This window comes from Thermaerobacillus caldiproteolyticus (assembly GCF_015326725.1).
Lineage (GTDB): Bacteria > Bacillota > Bacilli > Bacillales > Anoxybacillaceae > Thermaerobacillus > Thermaerobacillus caldiproteolyticus.
On record NZ_CP064060.1, the window covers coordinates 403,393 to 422,758 of the forward strand.

Genomic DNA, 19,366 nt, shown 5'->3' on the forward strand with positions numbered 1-19,366 from the left:
AAGAATGTGGTATAGTATTGAAGGAAAAACTGAAAGAAGAAATCCGCACATGATCATTGTGCGGGAGAGGTTCTAGAACAACCCTCTATAAAAAACTAGGGAAGGCTATATCCTTAGGGGGTATAGCGTTTTTGTTTTAGAATGCTCGTTCTTCTTTAGGCAACGAGAAAGGAGAGCGAATGGCGATGAAGAATGAAAAAGCCGTTGTTGTGTTCAGCGGTGGTCAAGATAGTACGACATGTTTATTTTGGGCATTAAAGCATTTTTCTGAAGTGGAAGCGGTGACGTTTAACTATAATCAGCGCCATAAGCTCGAAATCGAAGTCGCGTCTTCGATTGCGAAAGAGCTTGGCGTACGTCATACGGTTCTTGATATGTCGCTATTAAATCAATTAGCACCAAACGCGTTAACGCGAACCGATATAGCGATTGAGCAGAAAGAAGGACAGTTACCGTCGACGTTTGTCGATGGGCGAAATTTGTTGTTTTTATCGTTTGCGGCTGTGCTCGCGAAACAAAAAGGGGCGCGTCATCTTGTCACAGGCGTATGTGAAACGGATTTTAGTGGATACCCAGATTGCCGTGACATTTTTATTAAGTCATTAAATGTAACATTAAATTTAGCGATGGACTATCAATTTGTCATTCATACGCCGTTAATGTGGCTCAATAAGGCAGAAACATGGAAGCTCGCTGATGAGCTAGGCGCGTTTGAATTTGTGAGAACGAAAACATTAACGTGCTATAACGGCATTATTGCCGATGGCTGCGGTGAATGTCCAGCATGTATATTGCGCAAACGCGGCTTAGAGCAATATTTGTCCGAAAAGGAAGGGGCGGATGTATAATGATTCATCAAATTTACCCACAAGTATCTCACGATTTTCAATATGAACTTAATAAGGATATGCAAATTGCGGCTGCGCACTTTATTCCGCATGAGGCGGCAGGAAAATGTGCACAAATGCATGGTCATACGTATTTTGTAAATATTACTGTGGCTGGAAATGAATTGGATGATTCGGGTTTCTTAGTGAATTTTCAACAATTAAAGAAAATTGTTCATGGAAAATTCGACCATACGTTAATGAATGATCATAAAGATATGTTTAATAATGTAAATGCGAACGATTTTCCAACTACTGAAGTGGTAGCGAGAAAAATTGCTGAAATCGTTCAAGCCCATCTTGATACATTACCAAATCGACCAACGTGTGTACAAGTATTTGTGCGTGAGTCACCAACTAGTTATGTTGTGTATCGCCCGAAAGCGGGGAAACAATAATGGCAAGCAAAATCCCTGTTCTTGAAATTTTCGGTCCGACGATTCAGGGAGAAGGGATGGTCATTGGGCAAAAAACGATGTTTGTTCGCACGGCGGGCTGCGATTATTCATGCCGCTGGTGTGACTCTGCCTTTACATGGGACGGCTCAGCGAAAGACGAAATCAAACAAATGACAGCAGAAGAAATTTGGGAGCGTCTCCTTGAACTTGGTGGCGACCGTTTTAGCCACGTGACTATTTCCGGCGGCAATCCTGCATTAATTAAAGCGCTGGATGAGTTGATTTTGTTATTAAAGGACAACGGCATTCGCGTCGCGTTAGAAACGCAAGGAAGCCGTTGGCAAGATTGGTTTCATCATATCGACGATTTAACGATTTCGCCCAAACCTCCAAGCTCAGGGATGACGACCAATTTTGCTGTTCTTGATGAAATCATAGAAAAGTTAATGGAGAGCGGCTGCATTGACCATGTCAGTTTAAAGGTCGTCGTCTTTGATGATGGAGATTTTGAATATGCAAAAATGGTACATCAGCGTTATCCGTATATCTCATTTTATTTACAAGTTGGCAATGATGAAGTGATGGAATGTGACAACGCGACATTACGAACAAAGCTGCTTGACAAACTAGAGTGGTTGATTGAAAAAACGGTGGAAACGAAAGAAATGAATGACGCGCGCGTGTTGCCGCAATTGCATGCGTTAGTTTGGGGCAATAAGCGCGGCGTTTAAATAATTATAGTAACAGAAAGGAGAAGAAATATGGCAGGAAGAAAAGACGAAGAACTACAAGGAATTACGTTACTAGGCAATCAAGGAACAAAATATTTATTTGAGTACAGTCCAGAAGTTTTAGAAGTATTTGATAACAAACATCCTGATCGGGATTATTTCGTGAAGTTCAATTGTCCGGAGTTTACAAGCTTGTGTCAATAAGGGCACACTTCAGTGGTGACACTGTCGATTAAACCTCGTGAATTCAGGGAAAGGGAGCTATGGGACTACAAGGTATGTAATAACCCAATGTTTCTTCCAATAGTTTCCCCAACCCTGAGCCAAGCCTCAAATTTCCGTTTGAGGAAGGTGCAGAGACTATCGAAATCACTCCAACATGAAGCGAGTAAGAGTAGTGTTGGAGGAAGAGAGTAGAGTACATCGTTATGATGGAAGCGCGAGGGTTCTTATTCAATATCGCAGTTGAATAAGAATATGATATAGTCCACCTGTTTTTCCAAACAGATGCCAAAAACCGGACAACCGGACTTCGCGACGATTTATATTAGCTATATTCCTGATAAAAAATGCGTCGAAAGCAAATCGTTAAAACTGTATTTATTCAGTTTTCGAAATCACGGCGATTTCCACGAAGATTGCGTTAATATCATTATGAACGATTTAATTAAAGTTATGGAGCCTCGTTACATCGAAGTATGGGGGAAATTTACACCGCGCGGCGGCATTTCGATCGACCCTTACTGCAACTGGGGGCGTCCAGGAACGAAATACGAAAAAATGGCGGAATACCGTTTAATGAATCATGATTTATATCCAGAAAAAGTTGATAATCGTTAAGCGACGTCTCCCCACTTGTTGGGGAGATTTGTTTGATATGGTCGAAGAGTTTTTTTACAAAACTTATATAATTGTTTTTTTATTTGGGGGGGTTGGTCTTGGAAGGAAGGACGGCTCTGTTAATTGGAGCAAGTGGGCTTGTCGGAAGCGAGCTGCTGACATTGCTGCTTGAATCCGACATATACAGATATGTCACCATTTTCGTGCGCCGGGAATTGCCGATAAAGCACCGAAAGCTTCAGCAAGTCGTGGTCGATTTTAATGAGTTAGAATCGTACGAACACTATTTTCACGTTGATGATGTATTTAGTTGTCTTGGCACGACGATGAAGAAAGCCAAAACGAAGCAGCAATTTATTAAAGTGGATTATGAATATACAATGCGTGCTGCGGCACTAGCAGAAAAATGTGACGTCAAAAGCTTTTTAATGGTTTCTTCGCTTGGGGCTAACCCGCGCTCTCCGTTTTTTTATAACCGTGTAAAAGGAGAAACAGAAGAAGCATTAAAACAGTTGACTATTAAGTCATTACACATCTTTCGTCCTTCGTTGCTTCTTGGGAAACGCCAAGAGTTTCGTCTGGCGGAAAAACTAGCAGAATGGCTTCTTTCTCTCCTTCCATTTTTGTTTATTGGAAAATGGCGGAAATATAAGCCGGTTGAAGCGAAAAAGGTCGCTTTAGCGATGTTTTACGCTGCTACGTCTTGTCAAAAAGGGATTTATATATATGAATCCGATCACATTTCTCATATTTCGTAAAAAGGAGGCTGTCCCATCTGAAGGAACAGCCTCCTTTTTATTTCTATTATTTAATAATTTTATAATTTTTATGGTTGACGACGGTTCGTTCCTGTAAATCCAACTCCTTATAGTTTTCCATGTACGTTAAATCAACGATGACAGAGTTTTCATTCACTTTTTCGACAATGCCGCGTAATCCGTTTTTAAACTCAATAATATTACCGACTTCTGCTTTTTTCATTTACATTCTCCTTTTTATCGTATTTGTTATAGTTTGCCTTATTTTCTTGTTTAAGTAAAGACCTTTTGTTCCTAATTTTTTTGAAAAAATAAAAGGGCGAATGAAAGCGCCCTTTCGTTCATTACATATGCATTTATTTAGCGAATACATGATTGCCGATGACAACAGTTACTGGCTTAGAGCGCAGCCAATTGCTTTTCGCCGTTTTTGGATTGTAGAAAAACAATGAACCATTTCCTAAACCGCGAAAAGCAAGTGCTTCTTCAACGGCACGATATGATTCACGATCTGCCGGTTCATTAATGGCACCATTTTGAACCGGAGTAAAGGCATAGTGGCCGCCAGAGCGCTCATAAATAACTTCGCGAATTGTATCTGGAAAATCAGGGTGATCAACCCGATTTAATACTACTGTTGCGACAGCTACTTTCCCCGCAAACGGTTCTCCTTTTGCTTCAGCATGCACGAGCCGAGCTAATAAATCTTTCTCGCTTGGAGAAATAGTAGAGGGGATGACTAGTTTTTCACCAGGGAATATAAAACTATCCCGTTTTTTGTTTTGTTTCTTCAATTCTATTACAGACACTCCATAATGTTTGGAGATGGTCCAAAGCGATTCCCCGCGTTTGACTTCATGGATTGTCGATGCGCTGGCCTCTTTTGCAAAGAAAAATGCTGCAAAACAAGCTGAGGTAAGGGCAAGTTTTTTGAGCTTTTTCATAAAATTCCCTCCTTGTTCGTCGTTCGTTACTAGACTAACAAGGATTTTTGATCCTATCATTAGCTAAATGTTGGAAATCTTTGTTTTCCGTTGATATAACTAGTTTTATAGGCTTTCTGGAAATTTTTTCGGAAGTGCTCAGTCAATATGAAATAACCGATTCCATTGTGGAATCGGTTAAGCGAGTTATTAGCTTCGAGGTTGCTTTGTATAGTGATAAAGAATATCGCCGCCGCGTTGGGCAATGCCGCGGAAATGTTTGAAGTCGCTGCGTTTGACAAGGGCAGCCCGGAACACAAGGAAGTCTTCTTTTTTTACCAATAGTTCAGAAATTTTTCCGTCGCGGAGTTCATCGAGTAGTTTTGTTGCTGTTGTCTCGTCCATATTGCTCACCTCAACGATGAACATTTATTCGTTTATATTGTAGCGCACTCGGAATGGTTTGACTATTGCTTTTGTTAGGATAAACACCCATTTTTTATACGGGCAAACACCCTTTGCTTGTTTCATCATACAATATGGTGGGTATGTGTCATAGACCATGCTTGATTAATAATAAAGAAGGGGAGAGGAATATGAATCATTGGGATCCATATATGTATAACGATTATTCCTATGATGGGGAATATGATGTAGATGAAACGTTTGATGATGAGTTGATACGGAATGAAAACAATGCACCGGCTATGCCTAATGTACCGGCTATGCCTAATGTACCGGCTATGCCTAATGTACCGGCTATGCCTGTAGCTCCTGTTTCTTATTCATTACCACAGACATGTGGCTGCCCACCATCGATATGGTGTGGTGTGCCATGGACTACTGGTGTTGCTGATGTCGATAGTCCGGATATGGCATTATCGATGCCAAGCACGCCATTTTCTGCAGGAGGCACGATGATACCGATGACGGGAGCACCTACTTTCACAACAACACCAGCTCCATATGGCTATACACCTTATTACGGTACACCTTATTACGGTACACCTTATTACGGTACACCTGTCTCACCATACGGCTCTTTTTCTTCATCACCATATACTCCGTACCGATAAAAGGTGATAAAAGATCGCAATCATTGTTGCGATCTTTTATCTTTTTAAATGAGGAAAAAATGTTGACGTTTGATATAGGAAAAGATGGAAACAGAAAGGGGCTTTTCTATCGTTCCAATAATTGCAGGAATGGAAAGTTAGAAATTTATAGTAATATCCAGACTTATTCCTGCTTGGTCAATACCACGTGCTTGTGTTGTCATCGATCAAGATGGTTGGAAAAACCGTTATTTTGTTGGTAAGATGGATTACGAAACCGATACGTTTACGTCGCTTCATCATAGTCCTTTAGACTAGGGACTTCATTTTTACGTACCACAAAACGTTTCAAGATGAAAATGGATGTCTTCTTTTATAGTTGGAATGGATATGTGGAAAACGAAAATGCCGTCACAAGCGAACGGCTAGTCAGGAGCGATGACGCTTCCAAGTGACTTACGATTTTTCAAGACGAAATGTTTCTTGTGAAGCTGATAGCTGAGCTGAAGCAACTTCGTGAACAGTACATGTATCTAGTGAACGAAACGTTGACGGAAACCAGCCCTAATCTTCTTGCGAACGTGAAAGGAATGAGTTCAGAAAATCTCGCTCAATTCGCCGTAGGTAGAGAAGCAGAAAATGTTTCGGCTAAAGTACGAGCATCAGAAGAAAATGATGAAGAGACCGTGATTTTGTTTGGAGGTCGAAAGAAACGCTTTCTATTGATTTAACAAATTTTGGATAAGAGTTAACAGGAATTTGCCAAGTGGCGGCGAAAATAAAGAAATGACGTGGTAACTCTACATATGTTGATCGATCATTCTTCGCTAGAGATTTTTGACATCGATGGAGAAAGCGTGTTTACGGATTGCCATTATCCATGTCCATCCAGTCAAGATGTTGAATTTTTTGTGCAGGCGGAAAAGATGCGCATTACACCGTTAGATGCATGGCGGTTGAAAGCGATTCGGTAAGTTTTTATTACGAAAAAGGGTGGTGACAATATGAGTGTTGCGCGAAAAGTTGTCGTCGTCACTGGCGGAGCTAATGGGATTGGCAAAACGATTGCGACGATGTTTGCTGAAAAAGGGGCGAATGTCGTCATTGCTGATATTGCCGAAGAGAAAGGGGAGCAGCTTGCTGCATCGATTCGCGAAAAAGGTTTGGAAGCTCGGTTTATCAAGGCGGATGTTCGTCAAGTACATGATATTGAACGGCTAATGAAAATGACCTTTGAAACGTATGGGTTTTTGCATTATCTCATTAACAATGCAGGGGTTTCACGCTGGAAATCACCGTATGAGCTGACCGTTGAAGAGTGGGATGATGTGTTAAATACGAATTTGCGCAGCGTATTTTTCTGTTCGCGCGAAGCAGCGCGATATATACGAAAAAATGAAACAGGCGGAGCGATTGTGAATATCGCTTCGACGAGGGCATTGATGTCTGAGCCGCATTCAGAAGCGTATGCCGCCTCTAAAGGAGGAATTTTATCGTTAACGCATGCACTAGCAGTATCATTTGCTGATGATCGCATTCGTGTCAATGCGATTAGCCCCGGTTGGATTGAGACGGGAGATTATGATCAGTTAAGAGCGATTGATCATGAGCAGCATCCGGCGCGCCGTGTTGGTAAACCGGACGATATCGCGCGTGCTTGCCTGTATTTATGCGATGATAACAACGATTTTATTACAGGAACCAATCTTGTTATCGACGGCGGAATGACACGAAAAATGATTTATATAGAATAAAAGAAAGGGCTGCCCAACATGAAAAGGGCAGCCTTCTATGTTTTACTGAGAAGGAGGACGATTAATGGCTTCAATCAAAGCATCAACGAGACTAATATCATTTGTTATGATAAATGCTGGAAGTAACGCAAGGACGACAAGCACAGTCATGTAAGAGAGAAGTGCGTTTTTAAAGAAATTCGTAATTTTCATTTCTCTCACGTCCTTTTTGCTTTTTTCTATTGTCACATTTTTGTCACAAAACGTCAATATGATATTTTGAAAATTCTCTATACTATGTGGATGGTGTTGCAAAACTAGAGTAAAAACTCAAAATTGTGCATAAGAATGCATAATTGTACATGCAGTAAATAGCGATTAAACCCATACCAACGTGGCTGTTCTAGTCCATCATTCTTTAATTGATTGAATGTCTGCTCAATCGAGTTACGGAAACGAAACAACCACTTTCCGAATTCTGTTTTCAAAAACGAAGGAATCACCCGGCCGTAGGCATCTTTTCGTTCATCACCATTTCGAGGATTAATCGGTGAAACGAAAAAGATCCCTGTTTGTTCCGCCATTTGACGGACTTTTTCACTGTCATAGGCAGCATCTCCAAGGGCAAACTCAATCTCCCATTCCTTTAAAGATGGAAATAATTCAAGCGCAACGGCTGCATCATTTCGATTCGCAGTCGTGAAGACATGGGATAAAATGACTCCCTCTGCCGTTGTACAAAGATGTAATTTATAACCTTTAAACCAGTTATACCGAGTGGAGATTCCCCATCTCGCTTGAGAATCATAAAGACTGCTTCGGAGCGCTGTACTGTCGATCATGACGATTTTTGGATATCGAACGCCTAAATCTTTGAGAAGTTGAGCATTAAAAGCGGAAAATCCTTGTTCTCGAAACCACTTACCTGCACGTGAAAACGTAGAAAGATGTGGAACCTCTTTAAGTCCACAAATACGCCGGAAGTAGCCAAAGCGATTCAGTGTGTCAACTAACTGACGTAAAGAATCAATGGAAAAATAGGTTTTTAAAAAGAAACATTTTAACAATGATTTTTTCGGAATCGGTGGTCGTCCTGTCACATAAGGTGTTTCTGGTAAAGAAAGTTGGTCGATGTATTGAAATAAAGCTCGTAAAAGAGGATCCATTTCGCTATTCATTGCATGTTCGATAACAAAATTGGAAATCATGATAGTGTCCACCCCTTGGAAATGTGTTTTTTAGGTCACTGTATATGATTTCCAAGACGGGTGGATTTTTTGTGTACATTTATGCATTCACTATGCGTTTTGCAACACGTTCTATGTGGAGAAACGACTTTAATTTGAATATTTAGTAAGAATTTGATAGAATAGTATAAAAAAATAACGCTGTTTTTTTGTTATATAAGAAGAGGTGGCAGCATGAAAATCCGGAAAGCAAACGTTGTTGATGAACGGACAACAACGAATGTATATATTTATGAAAACAAAAAAGAAGAATATATTGTTATTGCCATTCCTGACCTCGAATGGTCGTTTCTTATATGCTACGAAGAGGAAACAGATACGTTGAAGGAAAGACTATTTTCGTCGTTAACTAAAGTGTTGACAAAAGAACATGTTGAACCATTCGTCAATAAACTCTTGTATTGGGTTCGCGAAATGTAAATCATGTTGTTGTACCGCGGTAGAGAAGATAGGGGGCGGTGGGGCTCTTGGAGCTTCGCCGCTTTTATAATAGGATGATTTTTGTATGTTAGGAGTTCGATGATGAGGTGTTGACAAAACGAAAAGCGGTGTTTTTTTACTTACTATTTAGTATATGCTGGGTTTTGTTCACAGATATAGTGATTCATTTTCTGCACGTTGGCCGCTATATGCTGCTTATGATCGGTATAGGAAAAGCCGGTATATTTATTATTCTCTCAGGAATTTTTCTCTATCAAATGTTAAACAAAAGCGAACAACTGCGGAAAACAACGGAAGATGAACAGCAGCTATCAACATTAATTAATTCAATGCCGGATTTCGTTTGTTTTAAGGATAGTAAGGGATGTTGGCTTCGCGTCAACGATTTTGGGAGAAAACTTTATCATCTGGAACATGTTGATTATCGAGGAAAAACGGATCGAGAACTCGGCGAAATTGTTCCGTTTTTTAAGGAAACATTTGAACATTGTATTCAGTCTGATGAAGAGGCTTGGAAAAGTGGGACACTAACTCGGAGCGAAGAGTCATTTCCGACGCCAAATGGCGAAACGAAGACGTTTGATGTGATTAAAGTACCACTTTTTTATGAAAATGGCGAGCGAAAAGGGCTGCTCATAATTGGACGCGATATTACACAACAAAAGTTAGCGGAAACGTTATTGCTGAAAAAAGAAAAGTTATCGGTGTTAGGGGAACTTGCGGCAGGAATTGCTCATGAGATACGCAATCCACTTACTTCTATTAAAGGGTTTATGCAAATGATGAAGGAAACAAAAGAAATAAAAGATCTGTATATTGATATTATGTTAAACGAATTGGAGCGAATTAATCAAATTGTCAGCGAGTTATTAGTGTTAGCGAAACCACAAAGTAATGATTACCGGCCGCTTTTGTTGAACGATGTCATTCACTATGTCGTGAATTTAATTAGCCATGAAGCGACTTTAAATAATGTAGATATCTCTGTCGAAAATGCAGCACCTCATGCGTGTATTTACGGAGATAAAAATCAGCTTATTCAAGTGTTTATCAATATTATAAAAAACTCAATTGAGGCAATGCCAAAAGGCGGAACGATTCGCTTATATGTACGGGAAGAGGGAGAAAACATCAAAATAACGATTTCTGATACAGGAATTGGAATCGGAAAAGAGCGTTTAGAAAAAATTGGTGAACCTTTTTTTACATTAAAGGAAAAAGGGATGGGGCTTGGATTAACAACAAGCACGAAAATTATGCAGGAGCATAAAGGAACATTAGAAATCGACAGTGAAGTCGGAAATGGGACAAATGTTCATTTATCGCTGCCGAAATATAAACAGTAACTGCTGCACAATAGAGAGATGGCTTGTTCAGCCGCACTGGGCAGTTTTCCCTTAAAACTTTATACTTTCTCTAAAAAAGGGATGCCTTTTAGGCTATCCCTTTTTTACGTTTATTTTTCGATCCATGTCGTAATCGTTTCAAGCGGAAGCCGTGTGGAACGATGTGCAGGCGCAATGCTTTTTCCAACCGTAATTAACATAACAGGAACATAGCGTTTGGAAATATTGAATTCGCTCATAAATTGTTCTGCGTTAAAGCCGCCGATTGCGCATGTTGCCCATCCTTTTGCAGTAGCAGCAAGCATGAGTTGCATTGCAGCAAGAGAAGCGTTGCTAAACGCAGCATCGCGTGCATACTGCTTGTTTTCATATGCGGATTTAATTTGTCCAGCGAGTATTTCCTTAACTTCTTTTGTCATATGCCCTTCGTTTACTAATGGATCGTAGACAGCATCTGTATTTTCATTTGCTTCTAAATCCCCTAATACAGCAATAACAGCAGAAGAATCAACGATTTGCTGCTGGTTATAAGCGATAGGAAGTAAGCGCTGTTGGGCTTCCTTTCCATGAATGACAACAAAATGCCAATGTTGTAAGTTCCACGCGGATGGAGCTTTGCATGCCGTTTTGATGATATCGCTTAACTCCTCTTTACTAATCGTTACAGTCGGATCATATTTGCGTATGGATTGGCGTTCGTCTACGACTGTAAAAAAGTCTTTTGCAGTTTCCATTGAAGTTGCCATATTTCTTCCCCCATTTCCTTTTATCAGTTTAGAAAAGTAACTAACTAATATTTTGTAATTATAGCAAGCGATATCATCATAAAGTTATCCTTCCTATTTGTCAACTATTTTAACGATGTGTTTTACAGGAATGGATACCTTCTTTTTCTGATGACAGTATTTGTTGATATTGGTACGGCGAACAATCAGAGGATTTTAACAGAATTTATGCAAACAAAACATATTAAAAATATTGTTTTTTTGCCGAAAAAATAAGTAAGGGGATTAACAACTAGTATTTTGTTGCATAAAGGAATGAATAAAAATGAGACAAAGTGAATTAATAAAAGAGCTGGTCTTCGATGAACAGTTGTTGTTCACGATTATGAACCAGCTGTTTGATGTTGTTTTTTTAATGAAAGTAGAAGAGGGGCCGCGGTTTCGTTATGTTCGTGTAAGCTCCGATGCTCTTCATTTAGCTAGCCTTGTTGAGGAAGATATGGGAAAGTGCATTGAAGAGATTTATCCAAGAGAGATCGCCGCTCATTTAAATAGACAATATCGAAAAGCCGTTGAGACGAAGGCGATTGTGACCTATCGGGATCAAATGAATGTCAAAGACTCACTCCGAATTGCCGAGTCGACCATTGTACCGATTGTAAAAGAAGATGGAACGATTCCTTACCTGATTTGTTTTACGAGGGATATTACGGAAAAAATCGAACAGGAAGAGCAATTGGAAGAAATTCATCAGTTATTTCATTCCTTTCTCGCTCACTCCCATGATGCGCTAATTGTCTTTGATTTAGCGGGACGAATTTTGCTTGTGAATCGAGAAGTAGAACGGCTGTTAGGTTGGCATGAAGAGGAAATGCTTTCGAAAGACATATTGGCGTTTTTGCCGGAGTACCGTACAAGATTGCAACGAAGTTTAATGAAGCTTGGTCGGGGAGAGAGTTTGACATCGATTCGATTATCACTGATGCGTAAAGACGGCACGAGAGCATACGTATCAGCGAATATTACGCCAGTTTTCAATAAAGACGGAAAAATCGTAGCAGGCCTGTCGATGCTTAGGGATTTAACTGACTTAATTCAAGTGCAGGAACAGTTAAGACACAGTGAAGAATTATATCGAAAAGTCATTGAATTTTTGCCAGACCCAGTTATTATTCAAATAGACGGAGCGATTCGTTATATGAATCCGTCTGGCTTGGAAATGATGAAAGCCGCTTGTCTGCATCACGTACAAGGGAGGAAGTTGAGCGATTTTCTTGAAAAAGGAGACAAAGAGTCGGAAGAATGGATACTTACATCATTGAATGGAGAGAAAAAAGAAGTACAGGTAAAAGAAACGTCCATTCATTATTATGGTCAAAATGCTCAATTTCTTATTATGCGTGATCTTTCCGAACAAAAAAATAAAGAGAAAGAAATCGAATTTATGGCACAGTATGATTCGCTTACAGGGCTTGCCAATCGCAATTATTTGAAAGAAAAGTTGAATGAGTTTATGCTTCATCATACAGGGGTTGCGGTTTTATTAATCGATATTAACCGCTTTAAATTTATTAATGATTTTCTTGGACACTCCAACGGAGATGAGCTTTTAAAAGAAGTAGCACAGCGGCTAAAAAAGATGGAATCGCAACACGTGTTTTTAGCGAGAATTGGCGATGATGAATTTGCAGTTGTATCCGTGTATGAGCAGCAAAAGGAAGTCGATACGCTGCTTCGTGAGCTCGATCGTTTGTTGCATGAACCTTATTTTATTGCCGGGGAAAAGCTAAATATTACAGTGAATATTGGGGTTAGTCATGCATGCGATGCGAACCTCTCGGTGGAGACGTTGCTCAGCAATGCGGATAAAGCGGTTTACTACGCAAAAATGAATGGAGTCAGTCACGTTGTTGAATATCAATCAAAGCTTCATGATATCTTTGCTAAAAAAATCCGACTGGAAAATGATTTACAAGTGGCATTAGAGAACCATGAGTTCTCTCTTTATTACCAACCAAAGGTGAATATACGATTAGGAACCGTTAATGTAGAAGCTTTGATAAGGTGGAAACATCCGCAATTAGGGATGATTAGTCCGGCAGAGTTTATTCCGATTGCGGAGGAAACGAATGTAATTGACAAAATCGGAACATGGGTATTGCAACAGGCGTGTCACGATTTAAGAGGATTACAAAAAATGGGCTTCACCTCACTGAAAATGGCGGTGAATTTATCGGCAAGGCAATTTATGGATGAACATTTGGAAACGATGGTTAGTGACATTTTTGCGGAAGCGAACGTATCCCCTTCATCGTTTGTCTTCGAAATTACTGAAACAACGGTGATGAAAGAGCCGTACGAAGTTATTCGGATTTTACAAAAACTAAAACAGAAAGGGATTACGATTGCCATTGATGATTTTGGCGTTAGTTATTCGTCGCTTAATTATTTAAATCGCTTTCCGATTGATGCTGTCAAAATTGATCGTTCCTTTATTCGGGATTTAGACGAAAATCATAAAGGAGCGGAGATTGTGGAAGCGATCATTTCGCTGGCACATCGATTGAATTTAGAGGTCACAGCTGAAGGAGTAGAGACAGAAGAACAAGTTCGTTTTTTACTGGAAAAAGGATGCGATGAGATGCAAGGCTATTACTTTAGCCAGCCTGTTCCGCTTGAACAGCTGCCGAGCGTGCTTAACGATTTACAATCATTGATAGCAAAATGGAAATAACCCTTTTTACTCCGAATGGTTCTATTTATCCAACCTGTCGCGTATGAGTATAAAAAAAGAATACGGGACGGGGGAATGAGGAAATGAACAGTTATGCAGGTGATATGGACGAGATTCAAAAGCGAACAGAAGAGTTGCTTACACTGTTGGTAAAGGATGGAGTCGCTTACGAGGAGCAGTATTTAAAACAGGCAGTGGAGCAGCTGGCAAGGGTCGTTTACGATTTAACAGTTGTTGTATTAAACGAACATATCGACCGTGAGACAACGCTTCAAGCAACAAAAACAAAAATGAAAATTACTTGTAATCTATTAGAAAACGGCTAAACCTATCATAAGTGGTTTAGCCGTTTATTTTTCGGGCTAGGAAAATATAATTTTTCAAATACTGTCTAGCTTCAGCTTCCAGCCAGTTTACTTGCTTGGATAAACCTCCATGTAAAACTTGCGTAAAGTATGACGTGATAACGTGATGTGTTAAGCAGATCGGGGGCAAAATAACCATCACATCAAAGACAGGCGCTTCTGGCAGACAAAGAACATTTGCTCATCGTGGGAGCGGGAAATGGCAATACCCCAGAACATGGGACGTTCTTAGATGGGAATGGGGAGATTGCGCTTTTCTTATGTTAAAAATGAACCCTTTTGCGCACGCTAAACGTAATCATTAACGATGCAAAGAAGAAAAAAGGAGAGTGAGCAATGTTAATTTTACAGCTAGCAGCGATTTTATTTGCGTCAAAACTTGCGGGGGATATTAGTGTTCGTCTCGGACAGCCGTCTGTACTCGGAAAATTGCTGATCGGAATCGTTCTTGGTCCTACCGTATTAGGAGTGGTCGATAACACAGAGATTCTGAAGGAAATTAGCCAAATTGGCGTGATTTTATTAATGTTTATCGCTGGCTTGGAAACGGATATGGATCAGTTTAAAAAAACAGGAAAAGCCTCCACATTTGTTGGGGTGTTAGGTATTGTCGTTCCTTTATCACTAGGATATATAGCGGGACTTGTTATAGGATTATCGACGGCACAAGCGGTGTTTCTCGGGCTTTTACTGTCGGCCACAAGCGTCAGCATTTCTGTACAAGCGCTAAAAGAAATGGGGCAGCTGAAATCGAAAGAAGGTTCTGCGATTTTAGGAGCGGCTGTGATTGATGATATTCTTGTCATTATTGCCTTGGCGTTTTTAATGAGTATGACGGGAGGGGATGTTAACCTTGGTGCCGTTATTATCAAGAAAGTTATCTTCTTTGTAATTGCGATTTTATTAGCATGGAAAGCGATTCCGATCGTCTTGCGTCTGTTTGCCCCGTTACGGGTGACGGAGACGGTCATTTCGGCAGCGCTCATTATTTGCTTTGCGTTTGCGTATTTTGCGGAAGCAACAGGAGTGGCTGCGATTATTGGAGCCTACATCGCTGGATTGGGAATCAGTTTTACTAGTTTCAAGCATGAAGTTTTTGAAAAAGTAGAAACAATTGGTTACTCTATTTTTGTTCCAGTCTTTTTTACGTCCATCGGGGTAGCGGTTGAGTTTTCTGGAGTGGGTCAGCATCTTTGGCTCATGATTAGCTTAAGCATCCTTGCTATTTTAACGAAATTAATCGGTGCCGCGTTGGGGGCGAAACTGGCTGGGTTTGCATGGAGAAGTTCACTGGCTGTCGGTGCAGGGATGGTTTCCCGCGGAGAGGTCGCCTTAATTATTGCCGGGATTGGCTTAGAGACTAAGTTATTAACGGCAGATTTATTTGCGATTCTTGTTGTCGTTGTACTTGTCACGACGATTGTCACTCCTCCGCTAATGAAAGCGATTTTTAAGGAAAATGCGACGGCCCAGCAAGCGGCTTGACCAATGACACGAGGCCGGCCGATAACGCCGGCCTCGCTTTTATATTATTATGAACGGTTTGTCTTCGCTTGTTTTGCTGTGTCAACGCTATCTTTTGCCATTTCTGCTTCCGTTTTTGAAACGGCTGGATTAGCTGTTTTTGACTGACTTTATGTTGGCGTCCTTTCTTTGCCACTCTTTTTCCCTCCTTATTATGGATAATGGTGGCTATGTTAAACAGTATGTCTTTATAATCGCATTTAATTCGCAAAAGTGTTTCGTTGGAATTTGATGTCGTGCTTTTTCAATATAGACAACTTTGGCGTGAGGAGCATAGGTCGTAAATAACGCTTCGTAAGGGTGCATATAGTAATCACAGGCGCCGTATATAAGAAGAAGCGGCATTGTTAATTGCGATAAACGGTTTGTACAGCAATATGTGAGCCCCTCTTTATACATAGCGAGCAGATCATTTTTGTTCGCTAACTTGACATATTGTGCAATCGCTTTTTTCTCGGCAGTGTTTTTTCCGTGCGACTGCCCTAATACTTTCGCAAGGAAAGAGACGGCACGGCCTTTTACAATGTAAATGCCTAATAAAAATTCTGCATGTAACCATATTGTCGATACTTCGGAAAATCCACCGATTAAGATAAGCTGTTCGACATGATGAGGGTAGCGCAAGGCAAATTCTAAGGCGGTGGAGCCTCCGTTTGAATAACTGCAAACAACTGCTCGTTCAAGTTCAAGTGTATCAAACAATCGCTTTATATCTTCCGCAAGCAAAGGAATAGAAATAGGGCAGTTGGAGGGACTGCTTTTTCCATTTCCGCGCATATCATACGTAATCACACGAAAATCGCTTGATAACGCTCGTTGATTGGCAAAAACCATGCTTCCCATTCCCGGAGGATGAATGAATAGAAGTGGTTTACCGTTCCCTTCTTCTTCATAATAAAGCTGAATGACGTCATCTATAGTGATGTATGGCATTTTTCTTGTCCTCCATTCTGGATAGTCCTTTGATTAGTATGGATTGACAGAACGGAAAATATCATTACTTTGTGATAGGAACGGGTTTTCACGTTAGTGTAACAGGCAGCTGGGAGAGAGAAGGATAGGGAGGATGTCTCATTTGTACATATATGGAGAACCGTAATATTCGGTTGTGTTCAAGTCAGGATATTCGGATGTAAAATGAACAAGAATCGGGCTAAAGTCTAAGGAAGGATATGCTTGAAACAAAGGATGGTCGCCATAGCGAATGGCCTCAAGTGCAAGCGGTAATTCTTTATCAAAAATACTTTTTCGCCATTGGTTTATGTCTTTTCCCATACTTTGATTTCCAATGTACACATAGACGAACAAAATAAGCGTCTGTTTTACCTGCTTCCATTCAGCTAGTACTTCATCACGTGCCGGTCCGATATGTTGAACGAAAAACGTTCGCCCGATATGTAAATATAGATTTCCTGTCATATCGGAATGAGTAAGCGTATATTTTCTACCCGTTGTAGGAGTGATAGCATCGGTTTGTTCCATTCGCTGCACATGTAATTTTTGCGGTTGTAACTTTTTCATGATCATATCCCCTCCTTTTTCAACAATGTATGCATAGAGATGAAAAAAGACTCCTTTTTCGTTTGGAGTCTTATTTTTGCGTGAGGTTTGGCTGATTGATTTCGGTAAGAATGATTTGTACTGCTTCACTCACAGAGTCAACAATATATCGCGCCTCTTTTTTTACGTCCGGATGAGCGTGAGACATCACAAAGCTGTAAGGGGTAAGGCGGAACATCGGTATATCGTTAAACGCATCGCCAAAGCAAGCCGTTTCTTCAGGCTGAACATCTAAGTGATTCATTAGCGAACGAAGTGCGTTTCCTTTGCTGATGTTTTTCGGCATGATATCAAGACAGCGCGGTTCTGAAATAAACGTATCGACTACATCGCCAAATCGTTCCATTATTTGTTGCTGAAACGATGTAATGACTTCATTTTCTGCTAAGACGGTAATTTTGGAAGGAAGGATGTCAGCACCGATGGTCCCACTCATATTTGGAACTTCACATAGTCCGTAAAATAACCGCTTTTGCAATTCACTCACATGTTCATTCATTTCTTCAATAAAATTTGTATTTTCGTTACAAACGAGGACAATGGCTTCTAATTGTTTTGCTTCTTTATAAATTTGGCGCGCAATGTCCGGTTCGAATGCTGCGGAATGGAGAGAAACGTCTGTTTTCGTATAAATATAAGCACCGTTTTGACTGACGCGATGTGCTTTTTGTTCGATTTCTTTTAACACTTCTAAAATTTCAATATCCATCCGTCCGGATGCAACGGCGAAATCAATTCCATTCTCAATGGCTAATTGAATGGCGCGCTTATCTTCTTCCTTAATTTTTTTATCAAATCCGAGCAATGTTCCATCTAAGTCGCTAACAATTAACTTAATCAATGGTACTCCCGCCTTTCAATTGGTTTCGTCGCGCCTGTGACGTGTTCTATATTATAGCGGACGATAGAAGTGAAAACAATTTTTTCGCTCTTTGTCATTTAAATGACATCTTTTCATAAAACGTCAATTTTTTGACGTTGACGATTTCTGTTTCGTTGCGTAAGATGATAGTATTGTAAACGTTTAATTTAAAGGAGATGGGCTTTGTGGGGAAGTCCTTTCGGGTGGAAAAAGTGTTAAATAATAACGTTCTTATCGCTTCGCATCCGGAATATGATGAAGTGGTGCTGCTTGGAAAAGGGATTGGGTTCGGAAAGAAAAAAGGAGACTATATTGAGCAAAGCGCGGTCGAAAAATGGTTTATTTTAAAAAATGAGCGGGAGCAAGAACAATATAAAAAATTGCTTCCGGAGCTCGATGAGGAATTTATCGGGGTCATGAATGAAGTAATGCAACATATTAAAAGCCGCGTCCATGTACCATTGAATGAGCATATCCACGTCGCTCTTACGGATCATATTTCGTTTACGCTGAAGCGGATTGAGCAAGGGCTCGATTTAAAAAATCCGTTTTTAGTGGAAACGAAAAGCCTCTACCCTCTTGAATATGAGATTGCACAAGAAGTAGTCGGCATGATTAATCGAAAGCTAGGGGTAAAGTTGCCGGAAGGAGAGGCAGGATTTATCGCGTTGCACATTCATAGCGGCATTTCAAAACAAAGCCTTTCTGAGGTGAACCAACATTCTCAATTGATTGCAAAGCTAATCGAGATTGTAGAAGAGCAGCTCGGCATCGTCATTGATCGGGAAAGTATCCATTATTTGCGGTTTATTCGTCATTTGCGTTATGCGATTGAGCGCATTAAAAAAGGGGAAAGAGTCGAAGAACCAAAAAAATTGTCGAAAATCTTGAAAGAAGCATATCCACTATGCTATAATCTTGCATGGAAGTTGATTAAAGTGATGCAACAAACGTTACAGTTGCCGGTGGACGATGCAGAAGCCGTCTATTTGACAATGCATTTGCAAAGGCTTGCAGAAAAGGAAAAAAACGAATAATGTTGTCTATCTTTACGTGTTACTGATTCGATCAGGCATGAGTAAAGGAGACAAGATGGGACAAGCAAGGGGAAAGGTTAGTTTCTTTTCCGTTGTAAGCGTTCTATTTTGTTCTTCTTTGCTTATGCCTTTTGTTTTTCCTTATTTCTGGTTGCGTAATCGTTGCTTCATTTGTTTTTTTGCAAATGTTTACATTTGTC

The 19,366-nt window shown here is 40.3% G+C and carries 25 protein-coding genes, 1 pseudogene and 1 riboswitch; of the genes and pseudogenes, 16 read left to right on the forward strand and 10 right to left on the reverse strand.

From position 1 onward, the window contains the following. Positions 1-60: 60 nt before the first annotated feature. A riboswitch (PreQ1 riboswitch) is annotated at positions 61-105 on the forward strand. An 80-nt stretch (positions 106-185) separates the two neighbouring features. The 6 genes and pseudogenes from queC (at position 186) to ISX45_RS02170 (ending at position 3,614) form a co-directional block, all read left to right on the forward strand. Then, entirely contained in the window at positions 186-848 is a 663-nt protein-coding gene (queC, locus tag ISX45_RS02145) for a 7-cyano-7-deazaguanine synthase QueC (protein WP_181555153.1), read from the forward strand. Beyond that, positions 848-1,285, forward strand: coding sequence for a 6-carboxytetrahydropterin synthase QueD (gene queD, locus ISX45_RS02150; RefSeq protein ID WP_194519884.1), 438 nt, complete (start codon positions 848-850; stop codon positions 1,283-1,285). The genes queC and queD overlap by 1 nt, the downstream gene beginning before the upstream one ends. Next, positions 1,285-2,016 carry a 7-carboxy-7-deazaguanine synthase QueE gene (gene queE / locus ISX45_RS02155; RefSeq protein ID WP_194519885.1) on the forward strand — a complete coding sequence of 244 codons (732 nt, stop codon included), beginning with the start codon at positions 1,285-1,287 and terminating at the stop codon, positions 2,014-2,016. The genes queD and queE overlap by 1 nt, the downstream gene beginning before the upstream one ends. 30 nt (positions 2,017-2,046) lie before the next feature. After that, positions 2,047-2,220 carry a tunnelling fold family protein gene (locus tag ISX45_RS02160; protein ID WP_373367390.1) on the forward strand — a complete coding sequence of 58 codons (174 nt, stop codon included), beginning with the start codon at positions 2,047-2,049 and terminating at the stop codon, positions 2,218-2,220. A gap of 291 nt (positions 2,221-2,511) precedes the next feature. Further along, a pseudogene (gene queF / locus ISX45_RS02165) lies at positions 2,512-2,856 on the forward strand (preQ(1) synthase); the annotation flags it as partial. Between the two features lie 98 nt (positions 2,857-2,954). Then, entirely contained in the window at positions 2,955-3,614 is a 660-nt protein-coding gene (locus ISX45_RS02170; protein ID WP_194519886.1) for an oxidoreductase, read from the forward strand. A gap of 46 nt (positions 3,615-3,660) precedes the next feature. Here the strand turns inward: ISX45_RS02170 and ISX45_RS02175 are convergent, their stop codons facing one another. The 3 genes from ISX45_RS02175 to ISX45_RS02185 all read right to left on the reverse strand — a co-directional run bounded on the left by ISX45_RS02175 (position 3,661) and on the right by ISX45_RS02185 (position 4,942). Then, positions 3,661-3,837, reverse strand: a complete 177-nt coding sequence (locus ISX45_RS02175) for a YkvS family protein (protein WP_181555149.1) — start codon at positions 3,835-3,837, stop codon at positions 3,661-3,663. A gap of 133 nt (positions 3,838-3,970) precedes the next feature. Beyond that, positions 3,971-4,558, reverse strand: a complete 588-nt coding sequence (locus ISX45_RS02180; protein WP_181555148.1) for a cell wall hydrolase — start codon at positions 4,556-4,558, stop codon at positions 3,971-3,973. A gap of 189 nt (positions 4,559-4,747) precedes the next feature. Beyond that, complete coding sequence (locus ISX45_RS02185) at positions 4,748-4,942, reverse strand: hypothetical protein (protein ID WP_181555147.1); 195 nt, start codon at positions 4,940-4,942, stop codon at positions 4,748-4,750. Positions 4,943-5,133: 191 nt separating this feature from the next. Here ISX45_RS02185 and ISX45_RS02190 point away from each other — a divergent pair, with 191 nt between their 5' ends. The 4 genes from ISX45_RS02190 to ISX45_RS02205 all read left to right on the forward strand — a co-directional run bounded on the left by ISX45_RS02190 (position 5,134) and on the right by ISX45_RS02205 (position 7,346). After that, positions 5,134-5,613 carry a hypothetical protein gene (locus ISX45_RS02190; protein WP_194519887.1) on the forward strand — a complete coding sequence of 160 codons (480 nt, stop codon included), beginning with the start codon at positions 5,134-5,136 and terminating at the stop codon, positions 5,611-5,613. 464 nt (positions 5,614-6,077) lie between these two features. Then, positions 6,078-6,323: a hypothetical protein gene (locus tag ISX45_RS02195; RefSeq protein ID WP_181555145.1), complete on the forward strand. Its 246-nt coding sequence runs from the start codon at positions 6,078-6,080 to the stop codon at positions 6,321-6,323. 60 nt (positions 6,324-6,383) lie between these two features. Next, the gene (locus ISX45_RS02200) at positions 6,384-6,566 is read left to right on the forward strand and encodes a GH32 C-terminal domain-containing protein (protein WP_267240195.1); all 183 of its coding nucleotides are present in this window, start codon (positions 6,384-6,386) and stop codon (positions 6,564-6,566) included. Positions 6,567-6,596: 30 nt separating this feature from the next. After that, positions 6,597-7,346 carry an SDR family NAD(P)-dependent oxidoreductase gene (locus ISX45_RS02205; protein WP_181555143.1) on the forward strand — a complete coding sequence of 250 codons (750 nt, stop codon included), beginning with the start codon at positions 6,597-6,599 and terminating at the stop codon, positions 7,344-7,346. 42 nt (positions 7,347-7,388) lie between these two features. Here ISX45_RS02205 and ISX45_RS02210 read toward each other — a convergent pair whose 3' ends face one another. Next, positions 7,389-7,538 (reverse strand): hypothetical protein, encoded by a 150-nt coding sequence (locus ISX45_RS02210; protein WP_181555142.1) that lies wholly within the window; start codon positions 7,536-7,538, stop codon positions 7,389-7,391. 104 nt (positions 7,539-7,642) lie between these two features. After that, complete coding sequence (locus ISX45_RS02215; RefSeq protein ID WP_407649661.1) at positions 7,643-8,533, reverse strand: transposase; 891 nt, start codon at positions 8,531-8,533, stop codon at positions 7,643-7,645. Positions 8,534-8,746: 213 nt separating this feature from the next. Here ISX45_RS02215 and ISX45_RS02220 point away from each other — a divergent pair, with 213 nt between their 5' ends. After that, positions 8,747-8,992, forward strand: a complete 246-nt coding sequence (locus ISX45_RS02220; protein ID WP_194519889.1) for a YueH family protein — start codon at positions 8,747-8,749, stop codon at positions 8,990-8,992. A 107-nt stretch (positions 8,993-9,099) separates the two neighbouring features. Further along, on the forward strand, positions 9,100-10,359 hold the full coding sequence (locus tag ISX45_RS02225; protein ID WP_181555140.1) for an ATP-binding protein: 1,260 nt from the start codon (positions 9,100-9,102) through the stop codon (positions 10,357-10,359). A gap of 110 nt (positions 10,360-10,469) precedes the next feature. Here ISX45_RS02225 and ISX45_RS02230 read toward each other — a convergent pair whose 3' ends face one another. Then, positions 10,470-11,105 carry a nitroreductase family protein gene (locus tag ISX45_RS02230; RefSeq protein ID WP_194519890.1) on the reverse strand — a complete coding sequence of 212 codons (636 nt, stop codon included), beginning with the start codon at positions 11,103-11,105 and terminating at the stop codon, positions 10,470-10,472. Positions 11,106-11,409: 304 nt separating this feature from the next. Between ISX45_RS02230 and ISX45_RS02235 the strand changes: the two genes are divergently transcribed. The 3 genes from ISX45_RS02235 (at position 11,410) to ISX45_RS02245 (ending at position 15,668) form a co-directional block, all read left to right on the forward strand. Beyond that, positions 11,410-13,818: an EAL domain-containing protein gene (locus tag ISX45_RS02235; protein WP_194519891.1), complete on the forward strand. Its 2,409-nt coding sequence runs from the start codon at positions 11,410-11,412 to the stop codon at positions 13,816-13,818. An 83-nt stretch (positions 13,819-13,901) separates the two neighbouring features. After that, positions 13,902-14,144, forward strand: a complete 243-nt coding sequence (locus ISX45_RS02240; RefSeq protein ID WP_181555137.1) for a hypothetical protein — start codon at positions 13,902-13,904, stop codon at positions 14,142-14,144. 375 nt (positions 14,145-14,519) lie between these two features. Then, positions 14,520-15,668 carry a cation:proton antiporter gene (locus tag ISX45_RS02245; RefSeq protein WP_181555136.1) on the forward strand — a complete coding sequence of 383 codons (1,149 nt, stop codon included), beginning with the start codon at positions 14,520-14,522 and terminating at the stop codon, positions 15,666-15,668. Here ISX45_RS02245 and ISX45_RS02250 read toward each other — a convergent pair. The 4 genes from ISX45_RS02250 to ISX45_RS02265 all read right to left on the reverse strand — a co-directional run bounded on the left by ISX45_RS02250 (position 15,634) and on the right by ISX45_RS02265 (position 18,108). Further along, the gene (locus ISX45_RS02250) at positions 15,634-15,843 is read right to left on the reverse strand and encodes a hypothetical protein (protein ID WP_181555251.1); all 210 of its coding nucleotides are present in this window, start codon (positions 15,841-15,843) and stop codon (positions 15,634-15,636) included. The two genes, ISX45_RS02245 and ISX45_RS02250, sit on opposite strands and share 35 nt — an antisense overlap. Positions 15,844-15,875: 32 nt before the next feature. Next, positions 15,876-16,640, reverse strand: coding sequence for an alpha/beta fold hydrolase (locus ISX45_RS02255; protein ID WP_181555135.1), 765 nt, complete (start codon positions 16,638-16,640; stop codon positions 15,876-15,878). A gap of 138 nt (positions 16,641-16,778) precedes the next feature. Further along, the gene (locus tag ISX45_RS02260) at positions 16,779-17,228 is read right to left on the reverse strand and encodes a staygreen family protein (RefSeq protein WP_181555134.1); all 450 of its coding nucleotides are present in this window, start codon (positions 17,226-17,228) and stop codon (positions 16,779-16,781) included. A gap of 70 nt (positions 17,229-17,298) precedes the next feature. Next, complete coding sequence (locus tag ISX45_RS02265; RefSeq protein ID WP_181555133.1) at positions 17,299-18,108, reverse strand: HAD family hydrolase; 810 nt, start codon at positions 18,106-18,108, stop codon at positions 17,299-17,301. A 206-nt stretch (positions 18,109-18,314) separates the two neighbouring features. On the opposite strand from ISX45_RS02265, the gene glcT reads away from it, so the two are divergent. Further along, positions 18,315-19,166, forward strand: a complete 852-nt coding sequence (gene glcT, locus ISX45_RS02270; RefSeq protein ID WP_194519892.1) for a glucose PTS transporter transcription antiterminator GlcT — start codon at positions 18,315-18,317, stop codon at positions 19,164-19,166. Positions 19,167-19,366: the final 200 nt, after the last annotated feature.

Bases quoted from the DNA above. Each gene is read 5' to 3' on its own strand.
- queC (WP_181555153.1), top strand. From the start codon at position 186: ATGAAGAATGAAAAAGCCGTTGTTGTGTTCAGCGGTGGTCAAGATAGT.
- queD (WP_194519884.1), top strand. From the start codon at position 848: ATGATTCATCAAATTTACCCACAAGTATCTCACGATTTTCAATATGAA.
- queE (WP_194519885.1), top strand. From the start codon at position 1,285: ATGGCAAGCAAAATCCCTGTTCTTGAAATTTTCGGTCCGACGATTCAG.
- ISX45_RS02160 (WP_373367390.1), top strand. From the start codon at position 2,047: ATGGCAGGAAGAAAAGACGAAGAACTACAAGGAATTACGTTACTAGGC.
- ISX45_RS02175 (WP_181555149.1), bottom strand. From the start codon at position 3,837: ATGAAAAAAGCAGAAGTCGGTAATATTATTGAGTTTAAAAACGGATTA.
- ISX45_RS02180 (WP_181555148.1), bottom strand. From the start codon at position 4,558: ATGAAAAAGCTCAAAAAACTTGCCCTTACCTCAGCTTGTTTTGCAGCA.
- ISX45_RS02185 (WP_181555147.1), bottom strand. From the start codon at position 4,942: ATGGACGAGACAACAGCAACAAAACTACTCGATGAACTCCGCGACGGA.
- ISX45_RS02190 (WP_194519887.1), top strand. From the start codon at position 5,134: ATGAATCATTGGGATCCATATATGTATAACGATTATTCCTATGATGGG.
- ISX45_RS02205 (WP_181555143.1), top strand. From the start codon at position 6,597: ATGAGTGTTGCGCGAAAAGTTGTCGTCGTCACTGGCGGAGCTAATGGG.
- ISX45_RS02210 (WP_181555142.1), bottom strand. From the start codon at position 7,538: ATGAAAATTACGAATTTCTTTAAAAACGCACTTCTCTCTTACATGACT.
- ISX45_RS02215 (WP_407649661.1), bottom strand. From the start codon at position 8,533: ATGATTTCCAATTTTGTTATCGAACATGCAATGAATAGCGAAATGGAT.
- ISX45_RS02220 (WP_194519889.1), top strand. From the start codon at position 8,747: ATGAAAATCCGGAAAGCAAACGTTGTTGATGAACGGACAACAACGAAT.
- ISX45_RS02230 (WP_194519890.1), bottom strand. From the start codon at position 11,105: ATGGCAACTTCAATGGAAACTGCAAAAGACTTTTTTACAGTCGTAGAC.
- ISX45_RS02235 (WP_194519891.1), top strand. From the start codon at position 11,410: ATGAGACAAAGTGAATTAATAAAAGAGCTGGTCTTCGATGAACAGTTG.
- ISX45_RS02240 (WP_181555137.1), top strand. From the start codon at position 13,902: ATGAACAGTTATGCAGGTGATATGGACGAGATTCAAAAGCGAACAGAA.
- ISX45_RS02245 (WP_181555136.1), top strand. From the start codon at position 14,520: ATGTTAATTTTACAGCTAGCAGCGATTTTATTTGCGTCAAAACTTGCG.
- ISX45_RS02255 (WP_181555135.1), bottom strand. From the start codon at position 16,640: ATGCCATACATCACTATAGATGACGTCATTCAGCTTTATTATGAAGAA.
- ISX45_RS02260 (WP_181555134.1), bottom strand. From the start codon at position 17,228: ATGAAAAAGTTACAACCGCAAAAATTACATGTGCAGCGAATGGAACAA.